The following is a 25,475-nucleotide window of genomic DNA, read 5'->3' on the forward strand; positions in this document are numbered from 1 at the left end:
CAACGCCACGCAGTTCTATAACTTATCCCTACCTTTTTTGCATAATCAGATAGTTTCATTCATTTAATGATCGTACATTCATAATTATATTATACTACAAATGTACATAAATGACTATAAATTCATTAAATTATTGTAGACTATTTTTTCCTAGCACTCAAGGCTTACCTGTGGGTCCTAGTTCCCGTCTATGGTTGGGCTAAGTTTATGGCTCTGATATCTCTGATTTCCCGCTTGGCTTTCGGTGAATTGGTAAATCAGCCAGAAAGTATCCCATCTGGTCAACGCTTTGTTAATTCTCGGTTGTGGGAGTTTTTGGTGGCGGTGCTGTTATTATTTCTTGTGGGTGTGGGACTTGGCCTAGGTATAGTGATTATATTTGGCATCTTAGGGGTTTTCTGGGGCTTGATATTTCCAGACGAAAATTCTGCTGCTGTTCTTCTGTTGGGTCTGATTACCTTGGCGACTCTGATTGTGGTAATCTTAGCCTGTTTATGGATCATAATCAGGTTATACTTAGTAGATGCGGTCTTGGCTATTGAAGAAAATGTTGACGGGGTGTCAGCCATTAGTCGCAGTTGGCAATTAACTCAGGGTTACGGCTGGCGGTTGTTGTTGATTTACTTTGTGGGTTCTTTAATAATTACCATCCCGGCTCAGATTATGCTGCAAGTTATGACTAGTTTTTTACAATTAGTTTTCTCACCGTTCATACTAGATGAATATGGTCTATATGCTTTACTTTATTTTGTATTTTTGCTACTAGCCATCATTTTTAGTATTAGTGCTATGATTTTACCCTTTTATCAAACTCTCACATCTGTCATTTACTACGACCTGCGCAGTCGCCGGGAGGGTTTAGGTTTAAAACTACGAGACCACGAAATTTAACTGTTTGACTGGGGTTAACTCCTGGGAAAGAGTTTTCCCTTGATTTGCGATCCTCTAGGCTAGGATTTAACTATTAACAGTACTTAGAAGGCTCATGAATAAACCCAACCGGTTAGCAACAGAATCTTTATCTATATCCCATCCCCCAATAGAGCATAACCATGGACAGTCGGCTCATGCTCACGTTCATAGTCAAGAGTCACTGCGGAAAATTGTCAATCGGTTGTCACGGATAGAGGGACATGTTCGCGGTATTAAAACAATGGTGCAGCAAGATACCCCTTGTCCTGATGTTTTATTACAAATTGCGGCGGTGCGGGGCGCTTTGGATAAGGTGGCGAGAATTGTTTTGGATGAACATTTAACTGAGTGTATTGCTAGAGCGGCTCAAGAGGGGAATATGGAGGTGGAAATTCAACAGTTAAAAGCTGCTTTGGATCGGTTTTTGCCTTAGTACTAATTTTATCTCTCCTGGTAACAACAGGCGATCGCTAGTTGGGCGTGTTCCTGTAGGGTATTTTGAGCCAAAGTCTGAATGGTATATTGAGGAGTCACCGCTAGTAGTTTCTCGATTCTATTTCTGGCTGCAGCTACTGTTGATTGATCTAGACTACCTTGATTTAACGAATCGGCAAAATCTTCAGCCATCTCATAGGTACGTTCTATGGATAAGGAATTAAGATTACGGGAGACAATAAATAAATCACAGCCAGCATTAAAGGCTTGGGCTACTGTACCACTGTGGGTAAACATATCGGAAACAGCTTTCATATCCAGGTCGTCGGATACAACTACACCCTCAAAGCCCAATTCGTCCCGGAGTATGCTTTTGAGGATAGCTGGGGAAAGTGTGGCTGGTAATTTGGGGTCTATGTGGGGGAATAAGATATGAGCTGTCATGATTAGGGGAATTTGCTCGGCAATCAGGGCTTTAAATGGTATTAGCTCCCGTTTGTGCAGGTCTTCTAGGGTCAGATTGAGTATGGGTAATTCAATGTGAGAATCTTTACTAGTGTCTCCATGTCCAGGAAAGTGTTTCCCACATCCTAATATTCCCCCTTCCTTAAGTCCTCTGTAGTATTCACATACAGCTTTAGCTGTGGTTTCTGGGGTGTGACCAAAGGCACGAGGTCCGATAATGGGGTTTTGAGGATGAGAAAAAATATCTGCTACGGGAGACCAGGATAAGTTTATCCCCAGTGATTTAAGTTCTAATGCTGTGGCTATTGCTACTTTGTAGGCGTGTGATCGACACAGTAAGGCATAAGGAAATCTGGTAATTGGTAATGGTGTCCTCACCACCCTTCCTCCTTCGTGGTCTAATGTCATAAACATAGAGTCACGTTGAGCATATTCTCGGATTTGGTGGTTAAGTTGCCCGAAAGTTTCTAGCCATACTTCGTAAGGGTTACCATCCTCAAAGTTTTTAGCAAAAAAAATCACCCCAACTGGTTTCAAGTCACTCAGTATACGTTTATCATCATCACTTAATGTCGTCCCAGAAATACCAACTATTAAATGATTACCAAAGGTTTGTAGCTTTTGAGATGTGAGCATAGGAAAAAAAAGAACTATAAAATATACTAAATATTTTAATTTATCTTCGGGAAAATTACATAAACTCAGTTAGATGGTGGAAATCAGGAAAACATTCAATTGTGATGGTGTTAGCACCTTTGGATGTGAGTAAGAGCATTCCTGAGAGAAGTTTTTTGAGAACAGATCGTACAACTGCTGCCAAATGTAACGGATTGCAACTTATAATGAGAACGACAAAACCATAAAGAAATATTAAAAGGCAGTAAGTTTAAATGCGAGTCGCGATCGCGGGTGCTGGTCTAGCAGGGCTATCCTGCGCGAAATATCTCACAGACGCAGGTCACACTCCCATTATCTTGGAGCGCCGGGATGTATTGGGTGGTAAAGTGGCCGCGTGGAAAGACGCTGATGGAGACTGGTACGAAACGGGTTTGCACATCTTTTTTGGCGCATATCCCAATATGTTGCAGCTATTTAAAGAACTGGATATTGAAGATCGATTGCAGTGGAAAGAACACACAATGATCTTCAATCAGCCCGAAGCACCAGGAACATACAGCCGCTTTGACTTCCCAGATTTGCCAGCGCCCTTAAATGGTGTGGTGGCGATTCTCAGAAACAACGATATGCTCACATGGCCAGAAAAAATTAAATTTGGTCTAGGACTGATTCCAGCAATGGTTCAGGGGCAAAAATATGTTGAGGAGATGGATAAATATTCTTGGACAGAGTGGCTACGTAAACAGAAGATTCCCGAACGGGTGAATACAGAAGTTTTCATTGCCATGTGCAAGTCATTAAACTTCATTGGACCTGATGAAATCTCTGCTACGATCCTCCTCACAGCGCTGAATCGCTTCCTTCAGGAAAAGAACGGCTCTAAAATGGCATTTTTAGACGGTTCACCCACCGAAAGATTGTGTCAGCCGATAGTAGATTACATCACTCAGCGGGGTGGGGAAGTGCGGCTAAATGCTCCCCTCAAGGAAATTTTGCTCAACCCTGACGGTACAGTTAAGGGATTCTTACTCAGAGGGTTAAATGGGGCTGAGGATGAAATATTTACAGCTGACTTGTATGTGTCAGCTATGCCCGTTGACCCGTTAAAGGTAATGCTACCAAAACCTTGGCAGGAAATGGAGTTTTTCCAAAAGCTAGAAGGTTTAGAAGGGGTACCTGTAATTAATGTCCATTTGTGGTTTGATCGTAAACTGACAGAGATTGATCACTTATTATTCTCGCGATCGCCGCTCCTGAGCGTTTATGCTGATATGAGCAATGCCTGTCGTGAATATGCTAATCCAGATCGCTCAATGTTGGAATTAGTTTTAGCTCCGGCAAAAGATTGGATCACTAAATCAGATGAGGAAATTGTTACCGCCACTCTTGCTGAGTTAGAGAAACTCTTCCCTGACCATTTTGGGCAAGAAAATAACGCTAAATTATTAAAGTATCATGTGGTCAAAACACCGCGCTCAGTTTACAAAGCGACACCAGGTCGCCAACAGTACCGCCCCTCACAACAAACCCCCATCAACAACTTTTATCTCACTGGGGATTACACCATGCAGCGCTACTTAGCTAGTATGGAAGGTGCTGTACTTTCTGGTAAGCTGACAGCGCAAGCAATCTCGGAAGCCCCCCCGGTAGAAAATTCCTCAGACCTGCAAACGCCAACCCGACCGCCCGCAACGAATGCTGCAACTGCCTGATTCCCCACCGCGCATGAAAACGCTGGTCTCTGTAGACGAGTCCTACAAACTTTGTCGGCAACTTATAGCCAAGTATTCCGCGACTTTTTACCTAAGCACTTTGCTCCTGAGCGAAGAAAAACGTCCTGCTATTTGGGCGATTTACGCATGGTGTCGCCGCACAGATGAATTGGTAGATGGGCCTGGATGTGCCATGACTACGCCAGAAACCCTAGATTTATGGGAGCAGCAGCTAGAGTCAATTTTCGCTGGGGAACCAGTGGAAGATTATGATGTAGCTTTGGCTGATACTGTTCGACGCTTTCCCATCGACATTCAGCCCTTCCGGGATATGATTGCTGGTCAGCAGATGGATTTGTATCGCAGTCGCTATGAAACCTTTGAGGATTTATACCTCTACTGTTATCGCGTCGCCGGTACTGTTGGTTTAATGTCAACCTCGATTATGGGACTGGATGAAACCAGAAATTCAGCGCCGTGGAACTGTAAACAACAGCCTTATCTGCCCACTGCTGAAGAAATCGCCTTGGGAATAGCCAAGCAACTCACCAACATCCTCAGAGATGTAGGGGAGGATGCGCGACGGGGGAGAATTTATATTCCTCTAGAGGATTTGGCACGATTCAATTACACTGAGGACGATTTATTTAAAGGTGTAGTTGATGACCGCTGGCGCTCCCTAATGCGGTTTGAAATTAACAGAGCTAGAGAATTTTATACTAAAGCTGAAAGAGGTATTAGTTATCTATCCCCTGATGCTCGTTGGCCTGTATGGGCGGCTCTCATGCATTACAGTCGAATTTTAACCATCATTGAACGTAACGATTACAACGCGTTTACCAAACGTGCCTATGTACCTCAGTGGCAAAAATTACTTTCTTTACCACGGGCGTGGATGCGATCGCAGGTTCTTTAGTTAACTCCGTATTCAGAATAATTCGTAACCCGTAAGTTTTGCAACACCTGCCAGTCTCCTGACTATAAGTCAGGAGATTCTATATTTGCGTCTGATACTTCAAACAATTTTATAAATGATAGTTGACTAACTAAAAATACTCTGCTATATTTAAAATCTGTAGCCCATCTGGAGAGATGGCTGAGTGGTCGAAAGCGACAGATTGCTAATCTGTTGTACGGCAGGTAACTCCGTACCGAGGGTTCGAATCCCTCTCTCTCCGTTTTAGCGATCCGCCTAGGTTAAAAAGTAACTTGCCTTCTTAACTTAAAGCCTTTTTCAGGCTAATGAAGTACACATCAATTGCCTATTCCCTATTCCCTATTCCCTGTTCGCTGTTCGCTGTTCGCTGTTCGCTGTTCGCTGTTCCCTGAAACTAAACAACTTTGTACCTCACGAGCATGGGAAATGCTAGATTTATAACGAGAATGCCGATAACCCTTGAGAACAAAGTGGTTACTTTTTTATTAATGTTAGGTCTAGGGATGAAAGTTACCTATCTTATACATCAAGAAATATTGATATTTTGGTGAAAAGTTTTATTCCCGTGGGTAGATGCTATTATTTATCCGAGTAATTGAACCAATAATCCCCCTCTGTTTACATAGGGGAGTGTGAAGATTTGCCTAGTATAAGAAGAAGCTAGGTTGAATCTTACTTTCAGTCTCATAAATATCTCAGGGTAAAAAGTAAACTGTGCTAAAAATTCATACTGCCTTAGGCTTGAGTATAGCTACCCTAACAACAGGGTTCCTTTTAGGAGCTTGCGAAAATGCGAATAACACTAATACCACAGGGGAGAGTAGTTCCGGGCTAAAAATTGGTACTTTACTACCAAGCACTGGTGACCTAGCATCGGTTGGACAGCAAATGATAGGCTCCATTCCCTTGCTCGTAGAGACCGTTAACGCTTGCGAGGGAGTGAATGGACAACCAGTTACCCTCATAGAAGTGGACGACCAGACTGACCCCAGAGCTGGTGCGGCGGGTATGACCAAATTGGCAACTTTAGACCGGGTAGCTGGGGTAGTTGGTTCCTTTGCTAGTAGCGTTTCTACTGCTGCTGTCTCAGTTGCTGTGCCGAATCAAGTGATGCTGGTTTCTCCTGGTAGTACCAGTCCAGTTTTTACAGAAAAAGCCCAAAAAGGTGAATTTAAAGGCTTTTGGTCGCGTACAGCTCCTCCTGATACCTACCAAGCATTAGCATTAGCTGAACTAGCTAATCAAAAAGGTTTTCGGCGAGTTTCTACAGTTGTGATTAATAACGACTATGGCGTGGGGTTTGAAAAAGCATTTGTAGAGGCTTTTGAGAAATTGGGCGGAACTGTAGTTAATAAAAATAATCCTGTCCGCTACGATCCCAAAGCCCAAACTTTTGATACTGAAGCCGCAGCGGCTTTCGCTGGTAAACCGGATGCAGTCGTAGCGGTTCTCTACGCTGAAACAGGTAGTCTCCTCCTCAAAACTGCTTATCAACAAGGGTTAACTGATGGGGTGCAGATTTTACTAACTGATGGAGTAAAATCACCTACTTTCCCAAACCAAGTAGGTAAAGGTGGAGATGGGAAATATCTCTTGGCGGGAGCCCTGGGTACAGTACCCGGTTCTGATGGCCAAGCCCTAGCAGCTTTTAATCAACTGTGGCAAGAAAAAAAAGGCGGTTCACCGGGGGAATATGCTCCCCAAGCCTGGGATGCTGCGGCTTTGTTGGTACTGTCCGCCCAAGCCGCCCAGGAAAATACAGGGGTTGGTATTGCTCAGAAGATACGTGATGTTGCTAATGCACCTGGTATAGAAGTTACTAATGTATGCGAGGGGCTGAAGTTGCTTCGAGAGGGTCAAGACATTAACTACCAAGGGGCAAGTGGTAATGTGGATATTGATGCCAATGGCGATGTTGTGGGTGTCTACGATGTTTGGACTGTAGAAGCAGATGGTAAAATTAATGTGATCGATAAAGTTAGTCCTAATCCTCAATAGTCTCTCCCACGGAAACAGCAAGGACATGGGGGTAGCCCGCCACAATCATTACCGGGCTACTTCCAGATTCAGCTAATGTTCTTTGACGCTAGCCTCCAGAGTTTTCACCTGATTTTGTAATTCTACAATTCTTTGCATATGCGATCGCTCTAGAGAATAACTTAACCAAACAAAGCTACAACCAAACACAGTCACGAACCCAGCCAAAATACCAGTTAGTAATGTCACTTGGGAAAGAAGATGTTTTACTTCCTGAAGTTGATACTGAGGTTTTGTTAGAGGATTAACATTTGTGTCGGGATTTGCCAGCACAACTTGTGTTGTCGGTATTTTTGCTGTTTGGGTGCTTTTGAAAGCAATCTTGTTTTGTATCCAGTTAGTAATTAATTGAGGACCATTATTTTGAAACCACCGCCAAGCAAAAATTCTAAATACTGGCTTGGATGTTCTGGAAATGAGTTTGAGAAGTCTATTGAGAGTCCGACAATGAAACTTATGGTTAATCAGGTTAATTGAGCCTACATCATAGAGAGAATCCATGATTAACTTGACTGTAGTCTCTTCCCTAGAAATCAAGTTTTCCAGCAACACAAGAACATCATGCATGAGTTCTTCTTCTTTTTCATTTTCCTTTATAACATTTTTAGTCTGATTTGATGATTGCCGCTGTTTATTCATATATATATAAGGGTTATTTTTAGCTGAAAGAATTATTTGTTGTTATGCAAACTGGAATAATTACTGCAAAAATCAAGATTACATCCCTAAATACAAAGTTGCATTAAAGCCTTTTTCAGGCTCATGAAGTACACACCTATTTCCTGTTCCCTGTTCCCTCAAACTAAAAAAAATTGTACCTCACGAGCATGGGAAATGCTATATTAGGTAAAAGGCAAGAGTGAGAATCACTTTTGCCTTTTATGTTTGAGATGATTCAGTTAAAAACCGCTGAAATTGTAACCAACTCCTAATAACAAACCGATATCAGTTTGGTCAAAAAATCCGGCATTAGCGGAAGCGGTGGCGGTAAATCGACTATTGAGAGGAAAATCAAGACCAACAGATACTAATAAAGCAGTCTTAGAATTATCACCAGTTTTAAGAGCTGCACCTACTCCAACATAAGGTGCGATCGCTAAGGGCTCCTCAAAGGGACTTGGCTGCTGTAAGCTGAAGTCATAGGTAACGGGAAGCAAGATAGTGGTGTTGTTGCCAAATAGAGCAGATGGTCTTACAGATATGGTATTTGTCAATCCCACTTTACCCACAACGGCAACATTGGCATCACCTAAAGATGAGTTGCTACCTTCTAAACCAAGGTTACCAGCAATACCGACATAGTTTTTACCGGCACGGCTAGGTCTACCAAAATCTATATTTGCTTGTGCTATCTGATGATGAGAAGTAAGTTTTGATTGAGAAATCAGGGATGCTGATGAGGTTTCCACCGTCCCCTGTACAGGTGTGAATGTTTCATTAGCAACTTCTACCTTGCATGGCGTAGCCATAGATATTGCATTCACAGAAGCCTCATGTAACAGTTGAGTATCTACTGTTTCAGCAATAGCAGACACACCACTACTTAACATTGTCAGAGCAGCTACGCTGGGTAGGTAAAACAAACTTTTGCATTTGTCTAGCTTGTAGTAGACAAGGGAAATAATATTCACATTCACTCCTGACAAAATATTGCCGCTATGGACATTGTGTACGATGATTCCACCAAATTTGGCGATATTTAAACTGTAACATCATAAAATCACCATTACATCCTTAAGTAGACAGAAGTCTTGATCAACATACTGTCTACTAGGTAGTAGAGATGAAGTCATAAGAATAGTAGTATCAATAATTACAAAATACACAGAAGTCCCATATTTGACGTAACAAAGCAAAACTAGGGTGTCAAAAATAAATACTATCAGAAGGTTTTTGTAATCATGGGGCTTAATTACTACAACTGAGGATGAAATTTATAAGATGGCAATTAAAATTGATACTATTGTTCCATCCATTGCCTAGCAAAACTTTCAGGAAGTATGAAAACATGGGCGTAGTATTTATCTATCTTTAGGAGGAATTAAAGTAGTGTTGATTAATACTAAATAAATAGGTATTCCGATCACCTGACGAAATTTAACTATAAAACGCTCAATTTTTGGCAAAAATTGAGCGTTTTTTTGAATGGGTCTTCCAGCCTTGTTTTTGAGAGCATCCACCATTCTCTCAGAGGATGTTTGATATGAAATTATTAATTTTGCTTCACTAATACTGAATTATTCTCAATCTTAGCTGAGTAAGTTTTGAGTGGTTCTCTAGCCGGTCCCCTTCGCACTTGACCATTAGTGTTATATTCTGCACCATGACAACGACAGGCAAACTTATTACCTTTCCCGTCCCATGTTACTGTGCAACCTGAGTGAGTACAGGTAGGGTCAACAGCGATGAGATTTTCACTGACCGATGTACCAACTACTAAAACATTGAAAGTAGGGGATTTTTGAACTAGCAATTGGCCATCTTTATCCAAATCCGTCACAGTACCCACAGTTTGCCAATCTCTAGATACTTTTTTAGAAGCACAAGCAGCTATAGCTACAGGTAAACTACTAGCGATTGTACTTAAACCTACCCAATTGATAAAATCGCGACGTTTCATAAGTTAATAAAGTTACTTAACAACTCCCAAAACGGGTTTTATTTCAGATGGGGGAATAGTAGGAACTGACAATCCCTGAGCATAGATGTGGGGATTTGTTTGGGAGATAGTCATCAAAGATTGGCGCACCTGAGCATTCACAGCCACGGTCTTCACGTCATACATCTGCATAGCCAACTTGGGGTAAAACCCGATACCGATAATCAGCAACAGAAAACAGGCAGCAATAAATACTTCACGGGGTCTAGCATCACTATAGATCGTTTGAGTTGGCAGCAGACAGTCAGTACCAAAACAAGCTGTTCCCTCGTCCTCCTGATTCTCCAAGGCTGCATTATTAACGTCACAGGAGACTGCAGCACTAGTACCATAAAACACCTTACGCAGCAAATTAAGTAGATAAATTGGTGTGAGGATAACTCCTATGGCAGCCAGGAAAACCGTGACAATACAGAAGGCGGAACTGTAGACATCACTGCTAGTTATACCAACGAAGACAGCAAGTTCCCCCACAAAGCCGCTCATACCTGGGAGAGCTAGGGAGGCCATGGCACTGATGGTAAATAATGCAAATACTTTTGGCATTACCTGACCAATACCGCCCATATCATCCATAATCATTGTACGAGTGCGATCGTAGGTGACACCTGCCAGGAAAAACAGCACGGACGCAATTAAACCGTGGGAAATCATTTGCAACATGGCGCCGTTAATACCCAAATCAGTGAAGGACGCAATACCTAGGAGTACGAATCCCATGTGAGAAATGGACGAATAGGCCAGCCGCCGCTTCATATTAGATTGGGCGAAGGAATTCAACGCACCATAGATAATGTTAACAACCCCCAGAATTGCCAGAACTGGTGCAAAGTAAATATGTGCATCAGCCAAAATTCCCATATTCAGGCGAATTAGTCCGTATCCTCCCATCTTCAGCAGCACACCTGCCAGAATCATTGATACTGGAGATGAAGCTTCTCCATGAGCATCAGGTAACCAAGTATGCATGGGGAACACAGCCAACTTGACACCAAAGGCAATTAACAATCCTGCATATAGTAAAAGTTCTAAATTTAGTGGGTAATCTTTCAATCCCAACCGTGCTAAGTCAAAAGTGATATTACCCCCACCGTAGAGCGCCATTGCCAATGCTGCTACTAAAATAAATATAGAAGCTGCCGCCGTATATATCAAGAATTTTGTAGCAGCGTAGCGACGCTTTTGTCCACCCCAAATGGAAATCAGCAGGTATACGGGAATTAGCTCCACTTCCCACATAATGAAAAACAGCAGCAGGTCTTTGGCGACAAATACCCCAATCTGGGCTGAGTAGAGCACTAGCATTAGGAAATAGAAAAGACGAGGCCTGCGGTCAACTTGCCAAGCCGAAAAAATTGACAGTGTTGTTACCAGTCCGGCTAGAAGTACAAAGGGAACTGATAAACCATCCACAGCAACCGCCCAACTTAGGCCTAACTGAGGCATCCAGGCATAATTTTCTTCTAGTTGAAATACAGCACTGCTGGCATCATAATGCCGCCAAAAGGCGTAGCACATCAAGATTAAATCGGTAACTCCCACTCCTAGCGCATACCATCGTATCCACTTGCCGTCTTTATCGGAAAGAACAGGGATCACCAGAGCAGCAATGAATGGTAACAAGACAATCACACTCAGCCAGGGAAATTCATCTGTCATCGGATATCTAATGAATAATACTTACTTAGTTTAATTATCATCTCATATTATTAAACTTTTTAATAATATCTTAATAACTATGGGTGGCATAATAAAATTACTATCCTTACTCACAGGCAGGACTAACCCCCAAACCATAGGATGGTTTATGCAAAGATTCCCTGGAAATAGTCATTCACTAAGTATTTACACTAAGATAAGTGTGTCATCACTTGATACTAATCGATAGTGTTGAAAGTGAAATCATGGTAATGTGAAATAGGCGTTCTGCTTTAGCAGCAGCGCTTGCGCTATCGCTGATCTGGCAAGGAATCATCCTTTTAAATATAGTAGAGTTCTATAAAAATTGTTAGCTAAGAAAATTCTCAAAAGCTTAAATGCTGAATAGTCGATCGCTTCTGGGTGACTTTGACTTGAGCCTCTAGGGTGCATTAGGTATGGAATTAGCTGAAATTTCAGCCGGTAATTATCTGAATATTTATGATAAACTTTTCAAAAAAGCTTTAACCGGTTCAAAATTTTCTCACTCATAAATAAAAATGTCGTTCGGTGTCAAATTATGCGATATACACTACTATCAAAGATTACAATAAATATTTTTTTATTAATCACCATTATTAACACATATTTCTTACTGAGAATTAAACCGGCAAATCCTGCACAGAATGTTATTTTGCGTTATGGTATTCTAGAAGAATCAATATCAGTTGAAGACTTGCAAACAATTGCCGCAACAGGAATAGTACCTCAGCAATATCAAGTTTATACGAATAAATTTCCCCCTGAAGATCGGCAAAAATTTTTAGAAGTACTACGTAAGAAAGTTACCGTAAATTTTGTAAATTTAAGTAGATTATTATATACTCCGGTTGGTAGTAGTATCCTCCAAGACTTCTCTAAACTCACATTCCGCAAAGATGAGGCGGGAATGCAAGCCCTGAGAACTGCGCTGGTACATGGTTCTAAAACTTCAGAAGGACTTTCTGTTATTAGCTTTATCCAAAATTACCCCAGTCAAAACCTTGTGATTAATGTGGCGGAAGTACCTGGGGTTTTTAGTAACTTTAACCTGTCCTATCAACAAAGCAACGAGTTTATACAAGCCATTACTCCCAGACTGGCTGCAAAGCCTGCAGAATTGAATTTACCCTTTGATCCTGGGGAAGCAGGAACTGGGAAAGTACAGGTGATCAACTTACCAAGATTAAAAGATCAACAACGCCAACGTCTTGTTCCTGTTGACATTTATTGGTCAGATGCAGCCGGAACTACTAAACCTGTGATCGTTTTATCACACGGTTATTCCTCTGATCGCACAGATATGCGCTACATAGCAGAACATTTAGCATCTCATGGATATGTAGTAGCAGCGCTAGAACATATTGGTAGTAATCAAGATTACCGAATAGATCCAATGCAGGGGGGTCTTGCATTGCTGATGAAACCCCAGGAATTTTTGGAGCGCCCTAAAGATATCAGTTTTATTTTAGACCAGTTGGCACAGTGGAACCAACAAGACAAACACCAGCTACAAGGTAAGTTAACAACCAAGAACGCTATGGTGATCGGTCATTCTTTTGGGGGTGGGACAGCGATGTCTATTGCAGGGGGAGAATTACAAGTAGATTCTTTAAGAGAACGCTGTGCTCAATTCCTAGATACTAGTGTTAATTTCGGGGAGGGTTTGCAGTGTGTTGCCAAAACTCTACCACAAGATCGCTACATATTACGAGACCCCCGCATTAAACAGGCGATCGCTCTTAACCCCACAACTTCCCTCATGTTTGGTGAAACTGGGTTAGGAAATATGGAAGTTCCCACCCTAATTTTAGCATCATCAGCCGATCAAGTAACCCCAGCGTTAACCGAACAAATCATTGGTTTTAGCAAAATCCCAGCACCAAAATGGCTAATTGGAATTGTGGGAGCAACTCACGGTAGTATCAAAGATCCCATTTCTACTGCACAGAGGGAGGAGAAGGGGGGTGTTGAGGTAGTTGGTGCCCAAGCTGCTGAGATTCATAGGTATATGAAAGTCATTACTTTAGCATTTGCGGCACAAATGACTCCTCAAAGGGAGCAATATAAAATCTTCCTCACCCCAGAGTACGCCCAATATGCATCTACCCAAGGATTTCCCATTCGTTTAGTGACTGAGATTCCGGCTGATGTGATGGAAGAGTTGAAACTCCCCCGCTAGCGGCGGAGTGTACACACAAACAAGCCTTTTGGTACAATGAATATTAACTATCTAACCACTTGCAGACGTTGAGTGACGATAGTAGTCCCATTAGATCTGACAATCACTGCTGACACCCAACGATGACCAGGAATAACTGGGGCCTGTCCGATTTTAAAAAGTCCCCCAGATTTGAGTCTTTCCAAATTTACAGATGTGGGATTGAGATATTTACTAAAGTGGACTGGTTCTTCTATTGCTGTTCCCAGTAGAAACTCATCGCCGAGTGGTTCTTGGACGATGGCATCGAAATAATACTTCTGTCCTACTTTTACTTGATCTGGTAAATTGATATCAATTTGGGGAGGCTGCTCACCAGAAGTAAGTAGGCTACGTTCTGATAAGATTTTTTGCTCGACTATTTTTGTGCCCTGAATCCGTTGACGAGATGTAATGGTGGTATTGAGAGCGAAATTACTGCTGTTGGTAGATGGTGAACCCACTATATTAGTTACTGTTTCGGCAACGATGGTATTGCCTTCAACTTGCCAAGATTGCAACTTTGTACTGTATCGCAAATTTGGATAACGTTTCCAGAATGCAATCAAGGATTTTTCAAGGGATTGGTAATTTAAACCATCTGTATTGCTGAAGTTGGGACTGTAAAATTGCATGACTTCTTTGATGTTACCACGGGTAGCTGCTGCATCCATTTGTGCTAACAGATTGCTCAATTCAGAGGCTGTACCGCTGGAAATGATGGTAGATGAGCTGTTGGCTGTTTGCCATTGGCGTAGCCTGTCTTTTAAGGACATCTCACCGCCTTGGACAACAGTAGACACAGGTTGTAATGGTTGTATTGTCCTAGCTTGAGCCGGTTGCCAATTACTAGTTACATTCAATAGTATTAGTGATATAGAGAACCAAATACTATGAGGAAATTTCTGTTGGTGTTTCAGTAATAAGGCAGTAATGTTAGTCATTTGGTAAGAGTTTGCTGATTTAAGTAGAGAAGGTCAGGAAATTGTTTTATCTTTAGATATGCTAGGCGCTAAACTTTAGATTGTTCATGGCAAACGCACCGATAAAATTATTAATAGCTGCTAGTGGGACTGGTGGACACTTGTTTCCAGCGATCGCACTGGCTGAGAAATTACCAGATTATGAGATTGAATGGCTGGGTGTCTCCAATCGTTTAGAAACTCAACTTGTGCCCACACAGTATCTATTGAATACTATTGCAGTTGAGGGGTTTCAGCAAGGATTTGGATTGTCTACACTCCGGATCATAGCCGGTATGGTGGCGGGGATTTTGAAGGTCAGACGCATCCTCACAGAAGGGAATTTTCAAGGTGTTTTCACCACAGGGGGTTATATAGCGGCTCCCAGCGTCATTGCGGCGCGTTCCCTGGGGTTACCTGTAGTTTTCCATGAATCTAATGCCTTACCTGGTAAAGTCAGCCGGTTTTTTGGACCTTGGTGTAGTGCGGTGGCCTTAGGGTTTGCGGTCGCTAGTCAGTATTTACCTCGCTGCAAAAATGTTTATGTGGGTACTCCCGTGCGCTCTCAATTCCTGGAACCAGGACTAGATAAATTGCTAGATTTACCTATTCCTGATGGTGCGCCTTTAATTGTAGTCTTTGGTGGCAGTCAGGGGGCGGTGGCGGTGAATCAGTTAGTGCGCCAGTCGGCTCCGTCCTGGTTTGATGCTGGTGCTTATGTGGTACATTTAACAGGGAATCAAGATCCCCAGGCGGATAGTCTCCAGCATTCGCAATATATCTCATTACCCTTTTACGACAACATGGCGGCTTTGTTAAGACGAGCCGATTTAGCCATTAGTCGCGCTGGTGCAGGCAGTTTAACAGAATTAGCAGTATGTGGAACGCCAGCGATATTAATTCCTTACCCCTTTGCTGCCGAAGACCATCAAGCATACAATGCAGAGGTATTTACCCAAGCTGGCGCGGCTTTAAGTTTTCGGCAATCGGAGTTAACAACACAGACATTACAAACTGAAGTTTTACATTTATTGCGATCGCCCCATGAATTAGCCACAATGGCAGAAAATGCCAAAGCGGTCGCAGTTCCTGATAGTGCTGACAAGTTAGCTTCTTTAGTCCGTGAAATACTTCATATGTGATTTTGTTTTATGAATGAACACAGGTGTTCACCTAAAGAAAGATACCGCAACAGTTAAAGTTTGCCAGAATTGAAATTATAGTAGCTGTTCTGGAGGTAGCCCGATGGCCAATAGTAGTGTGAGGATTGTTTCTTTGATTCCTGGTGGAACGGAAATTTTGGACGCACTGGGCCTGACTAATCACATTGTCGGGCGATCGCATGAATGCGACTACCCTCCGGAAATCAAAAATCGCCCGGTTTGTACTCAAGCACGCTGGAATTACCATCAGCAAAGCCGTAAGATTCATGATGATATCAACGACTTGTTACAATCCGCCCTAAGTATATATGAAATCAAAACCGATGTTTTAGAGAAATTACAACCCACCCACATTATTACTCAAGACCAGTGTGATTTATGTGGAGTCACCCTTGCAGATGTGGAAAAAGCCTTTGCTAGTCTTGTCCACACCTCACCTCAAATTATTTCCTTAAAACCGCATCTTCTTGAGGATGTTTGGCAAGATATTGAGCGAGTAAGTGATATCTTTGGTGTAGACTCAGTTCATGTCTTGGAAAATTTAGAAGCTCGTGTCACGATTTGTCAGCGAAAACTCCAGGGGCTTTCCTCAACAGAGTTACCCACAGTAGCCTGTATTGAGTGGACAGATCCTTTAATAATTGCTGCGAATTGGATTCCCGAATTGGTGAACTTAGCAGGAGGTCAGTCACAATTTAGCGTCAAAGGTCAGCCTTCTAGTTCTATATCCTGGGAAGCACTGTTAAAAAGCAATCCAGACATCATCATTTTTATCCCCTGTGGCTTTGATTTAAATCGGACTCGTCAAGCCGCCCAGTTATTCATTCAACGTCCAGACTGGGAAAAACTTCACGCCGCCCAGAGTGGTAGAGTTTATCTTGCTGATGGCAATGCTTTTTTCAATCGTCCCGGGCCAAGACTTGCAGATTCTTTAGAGATTTTAGCAGAAATTTTACACCCAGAAATTTTTAATTATGGCTATAAAGGAACCGCCTGGGATACGCTCTAAACGCAGCATCCGGAAGCGGTTCATATGGGTTAAGTCCAGCCGCCAAAAACAGCTAAACCGTAATATTTCCAAGGTACTGCTACTGTTTTAAATCCAGATTCAGTGAGCATTTGCAAATGTGTCTCCAAAGTAGCGAGTTGGTCTTGGCTAGAATATCCTTGCTGAGTACTACTACCAAGCCTAGCCCGTACCTCGGTTAAAGTATTTCCCTGTTGTGCTGCCCATTTTTCTCGTGCGGCCTGATAAACTTCTGTCAGTACAGGTGATTCTGGTAATATTGGGTCTGCATTGCCAAAATAACCCCCTGGGTGAAGACTCGCAGCAATGCGTTGAAATAACTTCAGCTTCATCTGATCATGGAGATGATGAATTGCCAAAGATGAGACACAGGCATCAAATTCGCTACTTATATCGAACTTTTCGGGATGATTGGCCCATTCACCAAAGTCTGCTTGTATGCCAGTCCACCGTTCTTGATATCCAGCATTGGTGATTTTCTCCCTAGCAAATTGTAACATGCGTGGTGAGTAATCTAAGGCTGTGATTTCCGCATTGGGACAGCAGTAGAAGATTTTCAGGGTTAGTTCCCCTGTACCGCAGCCTAGTTCTAAAATCCGACGAGTTGTAGTTGGAAGACACTCGGTAATTACCTCCAACATTTCATCATAGCGGGGTAAGAGTTGGCGAATACCGTTGTCAAAATCGGCAGTGTTAGCGAATACCTCTCCTGGAAATATTTGTGACATAAGAATCTCAAACTATTATTATTTATATTGACCCAAAATACATTAAAACAGGATGCTCTTGATTGGAGCGGGAATCTTGCTGTGGATTTTGATAAAATGGGTAAGAACTCCTAGCTTTTATGTTGCAGCTAATAATAATTGTATTTGTTGTGATTTTCGGTTCAGCGCTTTGTTCTGCTACGGAAACAGCGTTGTTTTCTGTTTCTCCCCTGAGAGTCAGACAATTAGCACAGTCCAATCATCCGGCCACCCTTGCACTGTTGGCAATTCGGGAAAATATGAATCGACCGATTGCCACAATTGTGATCATGAACAATATTTTTAATATTGTTGGCAGTATTATTACAGGTAGTATTGCTAGTCAAGTCTTGGGAGATACTTGGTTGGGAATATTTTCGGCAATACTTACTTTGTTGATTATCATGTTTGCAGAAATTATTCCCAAGACAATTGGAGAGCGCTATTGTGAACAAATCGCTATGGTGACGGCTTTACCTGTAACTGGACTGTCTTTAGTGTTCACACCTCTGGTTTGGATTATCGAAAATGTCACTGCACCCTTTTTTAAAACCAAAAAGCGACCAACCACAAATGAGGCCGAAATCAAGTTGCTGGCGAATATTGGTCAACAAGAGGGGATTATTGAAAGCGATGAAGCAGAAATGATTCAACGGGTATTTAGATTAAATGATGTCACAGCAGCAGACTTGATGACACCCAGGATTATGTTAACTTATATCCGCGGAAATCTCACTCTTGAAGCCGCAAAAAAAGACATTATTGCTTCTCAACATACCCGTATTATTGTAGTTGATGAGTCGATTGACCAGGTAATTGGATTTGCTTTAAAGCATAATTTACTCACAGCTATGGTTGAAGGTAATAACCAGGAAAAAATTGCTAATTTAGCGAGAAAAGTTCACTTTGTTCCCGAAATAATTCGAGCTGATAAACTGATGAAGAATTTCATCGCAGCGCGGGAACATCTGGCTGTGGTGGTTGATGAATATGGAGATGTGGCTGGTGTGGTAACATTGGAAGATGTACTAGAAGTGATCACCGGTGAAATTGTCGATGAGACTGATAGAACAGTTGATTTACAAGAAATTGCCCGCAAGAAGCGGGAAAAAATGTTGCAGTCTATTAATGTTAGTCATCCCAGCTAAGTTTTATAATCTGCTCTAACACAGCCTAGTAAATACTATTCGTCAATTTGACCAAGGCGACGGATGTTTAAAATGTCGCTCATTTTCTTAATTTGAGTAAACACTTGCTCTAGTTGCAAGCGATCGCGTATATCTATTCCTAAATCAATCAAAGCGGGTTGATCAATAGAAGTTTTCACCTGTGCATGACGCACATTAATTCCCTGGTCACTCAACCGGGATAAAATATCCTTGAGGACCCCCACACGGTCAAGAGCTTCGATTTGCACATTTACCGGGTAAGTCTGGGGACGACTGATATGTTCAACAGCACAGTTCCAACTGACGGGTACTAAGCGCTCAAACTCCACACTTTCGAGATTACTACACCCCTGACGATGGATAGAAATTCCTCTACCCCGTGTGACCACACCAATAATTGCTTCACCGGGAAGGGGAGTACAACAACCAGCTAGATGATATACCAATCCCTCTACGCCAATAATGGGTGAATCACAAGGACGGGTATTCAGGGGAGGGGTATCGCGGACAATTTTTGATGTTGTTGGTATTTCTTTACCGGGAAATAAAGAAACAACGTTAGCAGGTTGTTGTTCTTTAGCTACTTCTCGCCAGCGATTGAGAACTAAGTTGAGGGTAGTTTCACCGTAACCCAGACCTGCTAGTAAATCTTCGACGCTGTGATAATTACACTTTTCGGCCACAGTTTGCATGGCTTGTGATTTGAGCAAGTTATCAAAACCTGTTTTACCTAGTTCCTTTTCCAATAATTCCCGTCCCCGATCCAGATTTTCATCGCGGCGCGATCGCTTGTACCATTGTTTAATGCGATACTTCGCTGCCGAAGTTCTCGCAAAATTCAACCAATCCAAACTAGGATGGCTGTTCTTCTGGGTAATAATTTCTACAATAGCGCCATTTTGCAAAGGAGTTGACAAAGGTACCATGCGGCCATTTACCCTGGCTCCGGCACAGTGGTTACCGACTTCGGTATGAATATGATAAGCAAAATCTATACAGGTTGCACCAGGACTTAAAGGTATAACATCCCCCTTAGGGGTGAAGACATAGACATCATCTCCAAATAAATTATCTTTGACGCTATCAAGATATTCTTGAGCGTCATTGAGATCACTTTGCCATTCCAGCAGATGTCTTAACCAAGTAAACTTTTCATCAGCGCTGGTGAGTTGGCTAGTAGAACCACCTGTTTCCTTGTACTTCCAATGGGCAGCAATCCCATATTCAGCCACATGATGCATTTCCACAGTGCGAATTTGGATTTCCAAAGGGCGGCCAGTCAGCCCAATCACTCCAGTATGCAACGACTGGTAATGGTTAGGCTTGGGCAAGCCGATGTAATCTTTAAATCGAGAGGGAATAGGGCGAAAAGTATCATGAACCACTGCCAAAGCCCGGTAACATTCCTCATTAGTCTGGACAATAATCCGCAGGGCGGCCAAATCATAAATTTCATGAAATTCTTTTTGCTGCCTTTGCATTTTTTGATAAATGCTATAAAGGTGCTTAGGACGACCACTGATATCCTGACATTTAATACCCGCTTGCTGCAAACGCTCCCGCAGTATCTCTGTAGCTTTAGCCAATTTTTCTTCCCGCGCCGTCCGTTTTTCGGAAACATGATCCTGCATTTGCCGAAAGGCTTCCGGTTCCAGGTATTTAAAGGACAAATCTTCAAGTTCCCACTTGATGTGCCACATCCCCAGGCGATTTGCTAAGGGGGCAAAAATATCTCTGGTTTCCTGGGCGGTGCGCAGACGACTAGACTCTGACATATATTGTAAAGTTCGCATATTATGCAAACGGTCTGCCAGTTTCACCACAATTACCCGAATATCCTTAGCCATAGCTACAAACATCCGCCGGAAGTTTTCCGCTTGGCTTTCGGTTTTGCTGTTGAAATTTATTTTAGAAAGCTTGGTGACACCTTCTACTAATTGGCGTACTTCTGCTCCAAAGTGTTTTTCTATGTCTTCACTTGTGACATCTGTATCCTCCACTACATCATGAAGAAATCCAGCTGCTATCATGGCAGCACTGCCACCTAAATCTCGCAGTAATCCGGCTACGGCTACGGGGTGACTAATATATAGTTCTCCCGATTTGCGGTATTGACCCTCATGCAGTTGATAGGCAAATTCAAAGGCCTTACCAATTAAAACTTCATCACTATACTTTTGCTGTTCTTCTGGATCACCCCTATATGCTGATGACTCTCGTAAACATTTGTGAAGCCATTCCGGAAGGGCGAGTGTAGTTGTGGAATTTACAAGTGTGCTGCTCATACAATTAGGGATTAAACGTAATCAGTAGATAAGTGAGAGATGAAGATTATGGGTAGCAGGAAGGGTGGAAAATCCTATCTGCTACAGTTAAGAAGAAAAATGAGGATAATTTTCTAGTTGCCTGTGGTAATTATCCATACAGCAATGATAAATCTATATTATGGCAAAACCTCAAAGCTGGAGTTGAGGCACTGCGGTTTGTCATCAGAAGTTGAGAAAGTTTATTTTAAAAGATAATTTATTGAAACTAATACTATCTTAACTAGCACTGAATGTCTCTAAATCTTGAGAAATATCACAGACTCGCAACTTTACTCGAGCAAATACGCTCTGATACCTGTGTCACCCCAGTCAATCCACCTGAACTGCGAAAGGGTGTGGCTTTGTTGCAGCAGGTGTTTCGCCTGGAGATTGTACCTTTACCTGATGCGGGTTACCGGGTACAGTCATATCAGACTGAGATCAGTAAGCAGTTGCGCTTGTTGGAAATTGATATCATGTTCCTCCAAGGAGCACGGCAAGCATCCACGACTAATGAGAGGCTCAAGTTGATTCGCGATCGCTTGCAGACTCTCATCCAATACTGTGAGGCTATTGTGCAACCACCACCAGAGGCGCAAACATAACAATTCTTTACCTTTTGCTCTACTCCTGACATGATCTCATATTTGTGGGACAATTGACAGTTATTTTTGTAACTATTTCCCCAAACAGGAATTTCAGAGGTCAAAGGTATAGCGGTGAGTGTCAAAAACATCTTCCTAACAGAAATTACATGAGTGAAGCTTTATTGACCATTGAAAATCTCCGTGTGGCTTATCCTCAAAGTAATGAGGAGGTAGTAAATTGGGCGGTTGATGATGTATCTTTCACCTTACAAGCAGGGGAAAGAATGGGTTTGGTGGGTGAGTCGGGGTGTGGTAAATCGACTCTGGGAAGGGCTGCAATGGGGTTGTTACCCCCTGATAGTAACATTCAGGGGCGGGTAAGGTTTCAGGGTAAATCAGTGTTTGATTTAATGGGTGAGGAGTTGCGTAAATTTCGGGGTGAGTCTTTGGCTTTGATTTTTCAAGATCCCATGACACGCCTTGACCCATTGATGACCATTGGTGACCATTGCATGGAAACCCTACAAGCCCATTTACCAAAATTATCACCTAGGGAAGCTAAAGCACAAGCGATCGCCACTTTAGAAAAAGTGAACATTCCTGCAATCCGTTGGTATCAGTACCCTCATGAGTTTAGCGGCGGAATGCGTCAACGGGTAGCCATTGCTTTGGCTTTACTGCTCAATCCCAAGTTGATTATCGCTGATGAACCCACCACTAGTTTAGATGTCACCGTCTCGGCGCAAATCTTACAAGAATTAAGCCGTCTATGCAGTGAAGAAAATATGGCCTTGTTGCTAATTTCTCACGATTTGGCTATGGTGGGGGAGTATTGCCATCGCCTGGGTGTGATGTATCAAGGGAAGATGGTAGAAATGGGGGCGACAGAAACTGTATTGAGACAACCCCAACATGAATACACGCGATCGCTATTACAAGCAGCTTTACATATTCAAAGTATAGATGTAAAACCTATGCCCTCTGTACCAGGAAATGGGGAAGCTTCACCATCACCAATCTTGCAGATTACACAACTAAAGCAGCACTACACTATAGAACCGAATTTTATCCAAAGATTATTGAATAAACCAAGGGAAACAATTAAAGCCGTAGATGAGGTTAACTTAAAACTCTATCCCGGGGAGATTTTCGGTTTAGTTGGGGAATCAGGTTGTGGCAAAAGTACACTGTCCAGGACAATATTACAGCTGATTCGTCCCACCGCGGGGAAAGTGGAATTTTTGGGACAGGATTTAATGAGTTTATCGCCCCAGGAAATCCGGGTTTCACGGCGACAAATGCAGATGATTTTTCAAGACCCCCATGCTTGTCTTAATCCTGTAATGACAGTGGGACAAAGTATAGCTGACCCCTTATTTATCCATCAGCTAGCTGATGCACAAAAAGCAAAATCAGAAGTTTTATGGATGCTGGAAAGGGTGGGATTAACACCAGCAGAAGTTTATTATCAACGTTATCCCTCGGATTTATCCGGGGGACAACAGCAACGAGTCGCCATTGCTCGCGCTCTAATTACCCGTCCCCAACTATTAATCTGTGATGAGCCTGTGAGTATGTTAGATGCTAGTGTACAGTCCCAAGTGCTGGATTTGATGTTAGAATTAAAGGCAGAATTTGAATTAACTTATTTGTTTATTACTCATGATTTGTGGTTGGCACGGTTTTTGTGCGATCGCATTGCCGTTATGCATAATGGTAAAATTGTAGAAATGGGTAGTACAAAGGAAATATTTACCAATCCTCAACATCCCTACACTCAAACCTTACTAGCATCCGCTCCCTTGTTAGCTCGTTCTTAGAGGTTGTTTGATAAGTTTTCACCAGGTAATTTTTATCTTAGGGAACACCGGAACACACCGAACACACCCAACACACCCAACACACAAAAAACAATCAAATCCAGTCACCTTTCCCTTTATAAGGGAAAGGTGAGGGAGGGGTCAAATAATATTCGATACACTAATCATGACTTGACAAACATCCTCTAAAAGTAACCATGACCATCCGCCATGCGAATATCAATGATTTACCCGCAATAGTAGCAATTTATAATGCAGCAATTCCCAGTCGCACAGCAACGGCTGATTTAGAACCAGTTTCTGTGGAAAGTCGCCTAACTTGGTTTCGAGGGCGATGTTTACAAAGACCAATTTGGGTGATAGAAGTAGAAGGGATAGTTGTAGGATGGCTAAGTTTTAAATCATTTTATGGGCGGCCAGCTTATGATTCCACAGCCGAAATTAGTATTTATCTTTACCCTGCTGTGCATAGATGTGGCTTAGGGGGGAAACTCCTAGACCAAGCAGTTAAGGAAAGTCCGAACTTAGGAATAAAAACACTTTTAGGTTTTATTTTCGCCCATAATCAGCCGAGTTTAAACCTGTTTGGTAAATTCGGGTTTAAACAATGGGGATATTTGCCGCAAGTTGCAGAACTTGACGGCATAGAAAGGGATTTAATAATTATGGGACTACGAATTTAAGTAGTTTACCTTTTCTGCAACATCCGGCGCTGGCGAGGTTTATCAGACTGGGGTTTGTGTAGTGGTAGTATATCCGCTTCACTACTTTCGCGGGCTACCCGAATCAGCAAGGCAGCACCTACTAGGCTGGAAATGATAGAATTACCACCATAGCTAAACATGGGTAGGGGTAAGCCTGTGGTGGGTAAGGCACCTGTGGCTACGCCAATATGTAGTAATGATTGTCCGACAATTACAGTTGTAATGCCAATGGCTACTAGTCGGTTGATGATATTCTTGGACTTTAATGCTACGATTAATCCTAGGGTGGCGAATAAACCTAAGAGAAGCAACAGTAAAATACTGCCAAGAAAGCCAAATTCTTCAGCAAAGATCGAGAAAATAAAATCAGTGTCCTGAATAGGTAAATAAAATAGCTTTTGCTGAGAGAGTCCAAACCCCACCCCCGATGTTTGACCAGAACCTATTGCTAGCAGACTTTGTACTAGTTGGTAGCCATCACCTGTAGCATCAGCCCAAGGGTTGAGGAATGACATCACACGGCGGCGCTGGTACTCTTTGATGCTGATACTTATCAGGGCTAATAGTACTCCACCGACTGCTGTACCGGCCAAATACTTGTAACTGACTCCCCCTGCTAAAGCAATGAGCCAAATAGTCATACCACAAAGTGCAGCTGTACTTAAGTTAGGCTGGGCTAGGATACCTAAAAGCACTAGACAAAACACAGCTAACCAACTTAAGCGTATTGACCAACTCAACTTTTCCCACTGTCCAAACAGTCGCGCACTTTGCAGCACTAAGAAGGGTTTAATTAATTCTGATGGTTGTAGGGGAATGGGCCCGATGGCTATCCACCGCGCTGCATCAAAGGCTTTTTTCCCGACTCCTGGTATTAATGTCCCGAAGATTAACAGCAGAAACAGGGCTATAAACCAATGAGAATTTCCCAACATTCTGCGGATGGGAAGATTGACAATGATGTTAAATCCCATCAGGGCAAAGAAAACCCAGGCTAATTGACGCTTAAAATAGTACAGTCCATCTCCCAGACGCATTTCAGCTACGGGATAGGAGGCTGAAAACAGCACGATTAATCCCACAAACAGCCAGATAAATGTGACCCAGCGCAGCAACCTGGCTTCTAAGGCCCAGGTGGAGACAGAATTATCAAAAATGGGAATCAGGAAACGTAGATTCACGATGAGGTAAATTAAAAGTTAGAGTTTGTGAAATTATAGACAAATCTACAAAGTCACTTTACCAGGGGTAAACCTGATTGGAGTTACTCCTAACCCCTCTATCCCGTCTGCAAAAGCGTTCAGGACTGCTTTTCTTAATATGTTGTACGCCCCATTTA

Annotated in this window: 21 protein-coding genes and 1 tRNA gene; 13 read left to right on the plus strand and 9 right to left on the minus strand. The window is 42.5% G+C overall.

Features of this window, described 5'->3' with window-relative positions:
- The first annotated feature begins 207 nt into the window (after positions 1 to 207).
- Both PN457_RS14085 and PN457_RS14090 read left to right on the plus strand, forming a co-directional pair.
- Positions 208 to 891, plus strand: coding sequence for a DUF975 family protein (locus PN457_RS14085; RefSeq protein ID WP_271733998.1), 684 nt, complete (start codon positions 208 to 210; stop codon positions 889 to 891).
- Between the two features lie 94 nt (positions 892 to 985).
- Entirely contained in the window at positions 986 to 1,345 is a 360-nt protein-coding gene (locus PN457_RS14090) for a metal-sensitive transcriptional regulator (protein ID WP_271733999.1), read from the plus strand.
- An 8-nt stretch (positions 1,346 to 1,353) separates the two neighbouring features.
- Here PN457_RS14090 and nagZ read toward each other — a convergent pair whose 3' ends face one another.
- A complete protein-coding gene (nagZ, locus tag PN457_RS14095) occupies positions 1,354 to 2,448 on the minus strand; it encodes a beta-N-acetylhexosaminidase (protein WP_271734000.1) in 1,095 nt (364 codons plus the stop codon).
- Between the two features lie 254 nt (positions 2,449 to 2,702).
- Here nagZ and pds point away from each other — a divergent pair, with 254 nt between their 5' ends.
- The 4 genes from pds (at position 2,703) to PN457_RS14115 (ending at position 7,077) form a co-directional block, all read left to right on the plus strand.
- Positions 2,703 to 4,142: a 15-cis-phytoene desaturase gene (gene pds / locus PN457_RS14100; RefSeq protein ID WP_271734001.1), complete on the plus strand. Its 1,440-nt coding sequence runs from the start codon at positions 2,703 to 2,705 to the stop codon at positions 4,140 to 4,142.
- Complete coding sequence (gene crtB / locus PN457_RS14105; protein ID WP_271734002.1) at positions 4,126 to 5,058, plus strand: 15-cis-phytoene synthase CrtB; 933 nt, start codon at positions 4,126 to 4,128, stop codon at positions 5,056 to 5,058. The genes pds and crtB overlap by 17 nt, the downstream gene beginning before the upstream one ends.
- Before the next feature lie 170 nt (positions 5,059 to 5,228).
- Positions 5,229 to 5,320: transfer RNA gene (locus tag PN457_RS14110), tRNA-Ser, on the plus strand.
- A 473-nt stretch (positions 5,321 to 5,793) separates the two neighbouring features.
- Positions 5,794 to 7,077, plus strand: coding sequence for an ABC transporter substrate-binding protein (locus PN457_RS14115; protein ID WP_271734004.1), 1,284 nt, complete (start codon positions 5,794 to 5,796; stop codon positions 7,075 to 7,077).
- Between the two features lie 72 nt (positions 7,078 to 7,149).
- Here PN457_RS14115 and PN457_RS14120 read toward each other — a convergent pair whose 3' ends face one another.
- The 4 genes from PN457_RS14120 to PN457_RS14135 form a co-directional block, all read right to left on the minus strand.
- Positions 7,150 to 7,755 (minus strand): hypothetical protein, encoded by a 606-nt coding sequence (locus PN457_RS14120; protein WP_271734005.1) that lies wholly within the window; start codon positions 7,753 to 7,755, stop codon positions 7,150 to 7,152.
- 260 nt (positions 7,756 to 8,015) lie between these two features.
- Positions 8,016 to 8,753: a hypothetical protein gene (locus PN457_RS14125; protein ID WP_417006610.1), complete on the minus strand. Its 738-nt coding sequence runs from the start codon at positions 8,751 to 8,753 to the stop codon at positions 8,016 to 8,018.
- A 575-nt stretch (positions 8,754 to 9,328) separates the two neighbouring features.
- Positions 9,329 to 9,736 (minus strand): QcrA and Rieske domain-containing protein, encoded by a 408-nt coding sequence (locus PN457_RS14130; protein ID WP_271734007.1) that lies wholly within the window; start codon positions 9,734 to 9,736, stop codon positions 9,329 to 9,331.
- A 12-nt stretch (positions 9,737 to 9,748) separates the two neighbouring features.
- Positions 9,749 to 11,434: an NAD(P)H-quinone oxidoreductase subunit 4 gene (locus tag PN457_RS14135; RefSeq protein WP_271734008.1), complete on the minus strand. Its 1,686-nt coding sequence runs from the start codon at positions 11,432 to 11,434 to the stop codon at positions 9,749 to 9,751.
- 559 nt (positions 11,435 to 11,993) lie between these two features.
- Between PN457_RS14135 and PN457_RS14140 the strand changes: the two genes are divergently transcribed.
- Entirely contained in the window at positions 11,994 to 13,634 is a 1,641-nt protein-coding gene (locus tag PN457_RS14140; RefSeq protein WP_271734010.1) for an alpha/beta hydrolase, read from the plus strand.
- 47 nt (positions 13,635 to 13,681) lie between these two features.
- Here PN457_RS14140 and PN457_RS14145 read toward each other — a convergent pair whose 3' ends face one another.
- Positions 13,682 to 14,596, minus strand: coding sequence for a nuclear transport factor 2 family protein (locus PN457_RS14145; RefSeq protein ID WP_271734011.1), 915 nt, complete (start codon positions 14,594 to 14,596; stop codon positions 13,682 to 13,684).
- 86 nt (positions 14,597 to 14,682) lie between these two features.
- Between PN457_RS14145 and murG the strand changes: the two genes are divergently transcribed.
- Both murG and PN457_RS14155 read left to right on the plus strand, forming a co-directional pair.
- Positions 14,683 to 15,756 (plus strand): undecaprenyldiphospho-muramoylpentapeptide beta-N-acetylglucosaminyltransferase, encoded by a 1,074-nt coding sequence (gene murG / locus PN457_RS14150; RefSeq protein WP_271734012.1) that lies wholly within the window; start codon positions 14,683 to 14,685, stop codon positions 15,754 to 15,756.
- Between the two features lie 103 nt (positions 15,757 to 15,859).
- Complete coding sequence (locus tag PN457_RS14155; RefSeq protein WP_271734013.1) at positions 15,860 to 16,786, plus strand: cobalamin-binding protein; 927 nt, start codon at positions 15,860 to 15,862, stop codon at positions 16,784 to 16,786.
- Positions 16,787 to 16,815: 29 nt separating this feature from the next.
- Here PN457_RS14155 and PN457_RS14160 read toward each other — a convergent pair whose 3' ends face one another.
- A complete protein-coding gene (locus tag PN457_RS14160) occupies positions 16,816 to 17,532 on the minus strand; it encodes a class I SAM-dependent methyltransferase (protein ID WP_271734014.1) in 717 nt (238 codons plus the stop codon).
- Between the two features lie 119 nt (positions 17,533 to 17,651).
- Between PN457_RS14160 and PN457_RS14165 the strand changes: the two genes are divergently transcribed.
- Complete coding sequence (locus tag PN457_RS14165) at positions 17,652 to 18,698, plus strand: hemolysin family protein (protein ID WP_271734015.1); 1,047 nt, start codon at positions 17,652 to 17,654, stop codon at positions 18,696 to 18,698.
- A 35-nt stretch (positions 18,699 to 18,733) separates the two neighbouring features.
- Here PN457_RS14165 and PN457_RS14170 read toward each other — a convergent pair whose 3' ends face one another.
- Positions 18,734 to 21,004 (minus strand): RelA/SpoT family protein, encoded by a 2,271-nt coding sequence (locus PN457_RS14170; RefSeq protein ID WP_271734016.1) that lies wholly within the window; start codon positions 21,002 to 21,004, stop codon positions 18,734 to 18,736.
- Between the two features lie 272 nt (positions 21,005 to 21,276).
- Here PN457_RS14170 and patD point away from each other — a divergent pair, with 272 nt between their 5' ends.
- The 3 genes from patD (at position 21,277) to PN457_RS14185 (ending at position 24,115) form a co-directional block, all read left to right on the plus strand.
- Entirely contained in the window at positions 21,277 to 21,630 is a 354-nt protein-coding gene (gene patD, locus PN457_RS14175; protein WP_271734017.1) for a heterocyst frequency control protein PatD, read from the plus strand.
- A 149-nt stretch (positions 21,631 to 21,779) separates the two neighbouring features.
- Entirely contained in the window at positions 21,780 to 23,432 is a 1,653-nt protein-coding gene (locus tag PN457_RS14180; protein ID WP_271734019.1) for a dipeptide ABC transporter ATP-binding protein, read from the plus strand.
- A 197-nt stretch (positions 23,433 to 23,629) separates the two neighbouring features.
- A complete protein-coding gene (locus PN457_RS14185) occupies positions 23,630 to 24,115 on the plus strand; it encodes a GNAT family N-acetyltransferase (protein WP_271734021.1) in 486 nt (161 codons plus the stop codon).
- 5 nt (positions 24,116 to 24,120) lie between these two features.
- Here the strand turns inward: PN457_RS14185 and PN457_RS14190 are convergent, their stop codons facing one another.
- Complete coding sequence (locus PN457_RS14190; RefSeq protein WP_271734022.1) at positions 24,121 to 25,317, minus strand: FtsW/RodA/SpoVE family cell cycle protein; 1,197 nt, start codon at positions 25,315 to 25,317, stop codon at positions 24,121 to 24,123.
- Positions 25,318 to 25,475: the final 158 nt, after the last annotated feature.

Source organism: Anabaenopsis arnoldii, assembly GCF_028331025.1.
Taxonomy (GTDB): domain Bacteria; phylum Cyanobacteriota; class Cyanobacteriia; order Cyanobacteriales; family Nostocaceae; genus Anabaenopsis; species Anabaenopsis arnoldii.

What these genes read in the sequence shown, in the direction of transcription:
- PN457_RS14085 (WP_271733998.1), top strand. Translation starts at nt 208, where the DNA reads ATGGCTCTGATATCTCTGATTTCCCGCTTGGCTTTCGGTGAATTGGTA.
- PN457_RS14090 (WP_271733999.1), top strand. Translation starts at nt 986, where the DNA reads ATGAATAAACCCAACCGGTTAGCAACAGAATCTTTATCTATATCCCAT.
- nagZ (WP_271734000.1), bottom strand. Translation starts at nt 2,448, where the DNA reads ATGCTCACATCTCAAAAGCTACAAACCTTTGGTAATCATTTAATAGTT.
- pds (WP_271734001.1), top strand. Translation starts at nt 2,703, where the DNA reads ATGCGAGTCGCGATCGCGGGTGCTGGTCTAGCAGGGCTATCCTGCGCG.
- crtB (WP_271734002.1), top strand. Translation starts at nt 4,126, where the DNA reads ATGCTGCAACTGCCTGATTCCCCACCGCGCATGAAAACGCTGGTCTCT.
- PN457_RS14120 (WP_271734005.1), bottom strand. Translation starts at nt 7,755, where the DNA reads ATGAATAAACAGCGGCAATCATCAAATCAGACTAAAAATGTTATAAAG.
- PN457_RS14130 (WP_271734007.1), bottom strand. Translation starts at nt 9,736, where the DNA reads ATGAAACGTCGCGATTTTATCAATTGGGTAGGTTTAAGTACAATCGCT.
- PN457_RS14135 (WP_271734008.1), bottom strand. Translation starts at nt 11,434, where the DNA reads ATGACAGATGAATTTCCCTGGCTGAGTGTGATTGTCTTGTTACCATTC.
- PN457_RS14140 (WP_271734010.1), top strand. Translation starts at nt 11,994, where the DNA reads ATGCGATATACACTACTATCAAAGATTACAATAAATATTTTTTTATTA.
- PN457_RS14145 (WP_271734011.1), bottom strand. Translation starts at nt 14,596, where the DNA reads ATGACTAACATTACTGCCTTATTACTGAAACACCAACAGAAATTTCCT.
- murG (WP_271734012.1), top strand. Translation starts at nt 14,683, where the DNA reads ATGGCAAACGCACCGATAAAATTATTAATAGCTGCTAGTGGGACTGGT.
- PN457_RS14155 (WP_271734013.1), top strand. Translation starts at nt 15,860, where the DNA reads ATGGCCAATAGTAGTGTGAGGATTGTTTCTTTGATTCCTGGTGGAACG.
- PN457_RS14160 (WP_271734014.1), bottom strand. Translation starts at nt 17,532, where the DNA reads ATGTCACAAATATTTCCAGGAGAGGTATTCGCTAACACTGCCGATTTT.
- PN457_RS14165 (WP_271734015.1), top strand. Translation starts at nt 17,652, where the DNA reads ATGTTGCAGCTAATAATAATTGTATTTGTTGTGATTTTCGGTTCAGCG.
- PN457_RS14170 (WP_271734016.1), bottom strand. Translation starts at nt 21,004, where the DNA reads ATGAGCAGCACACTTGTAAATTCCACAACTACACTCGCCCTTCCGGAA.
- patD (WP_271734017.1), top strand. Translation starts at nt 21,277, where the DNA reads ATGTCTCTAAATCTTGAGAAATATCACAGACTCGCAACTTTACTCGAG.
- PN457_RS14180 (WP_271734019.1), top strand. Translation starts at nt 21,780, where the DNA reads ATGAGTGAAGCTTTATTGACCATTGAAAATCTCCGTGTGGCTTATCCT.
- PN457_RS14185 (WP_271734021.1), top strand. Translation starts at nt 23,630, where the DNA reads ATGACCATCCGCCATGCGAATATCAATGATTTACCCGCAATAGTAGCA.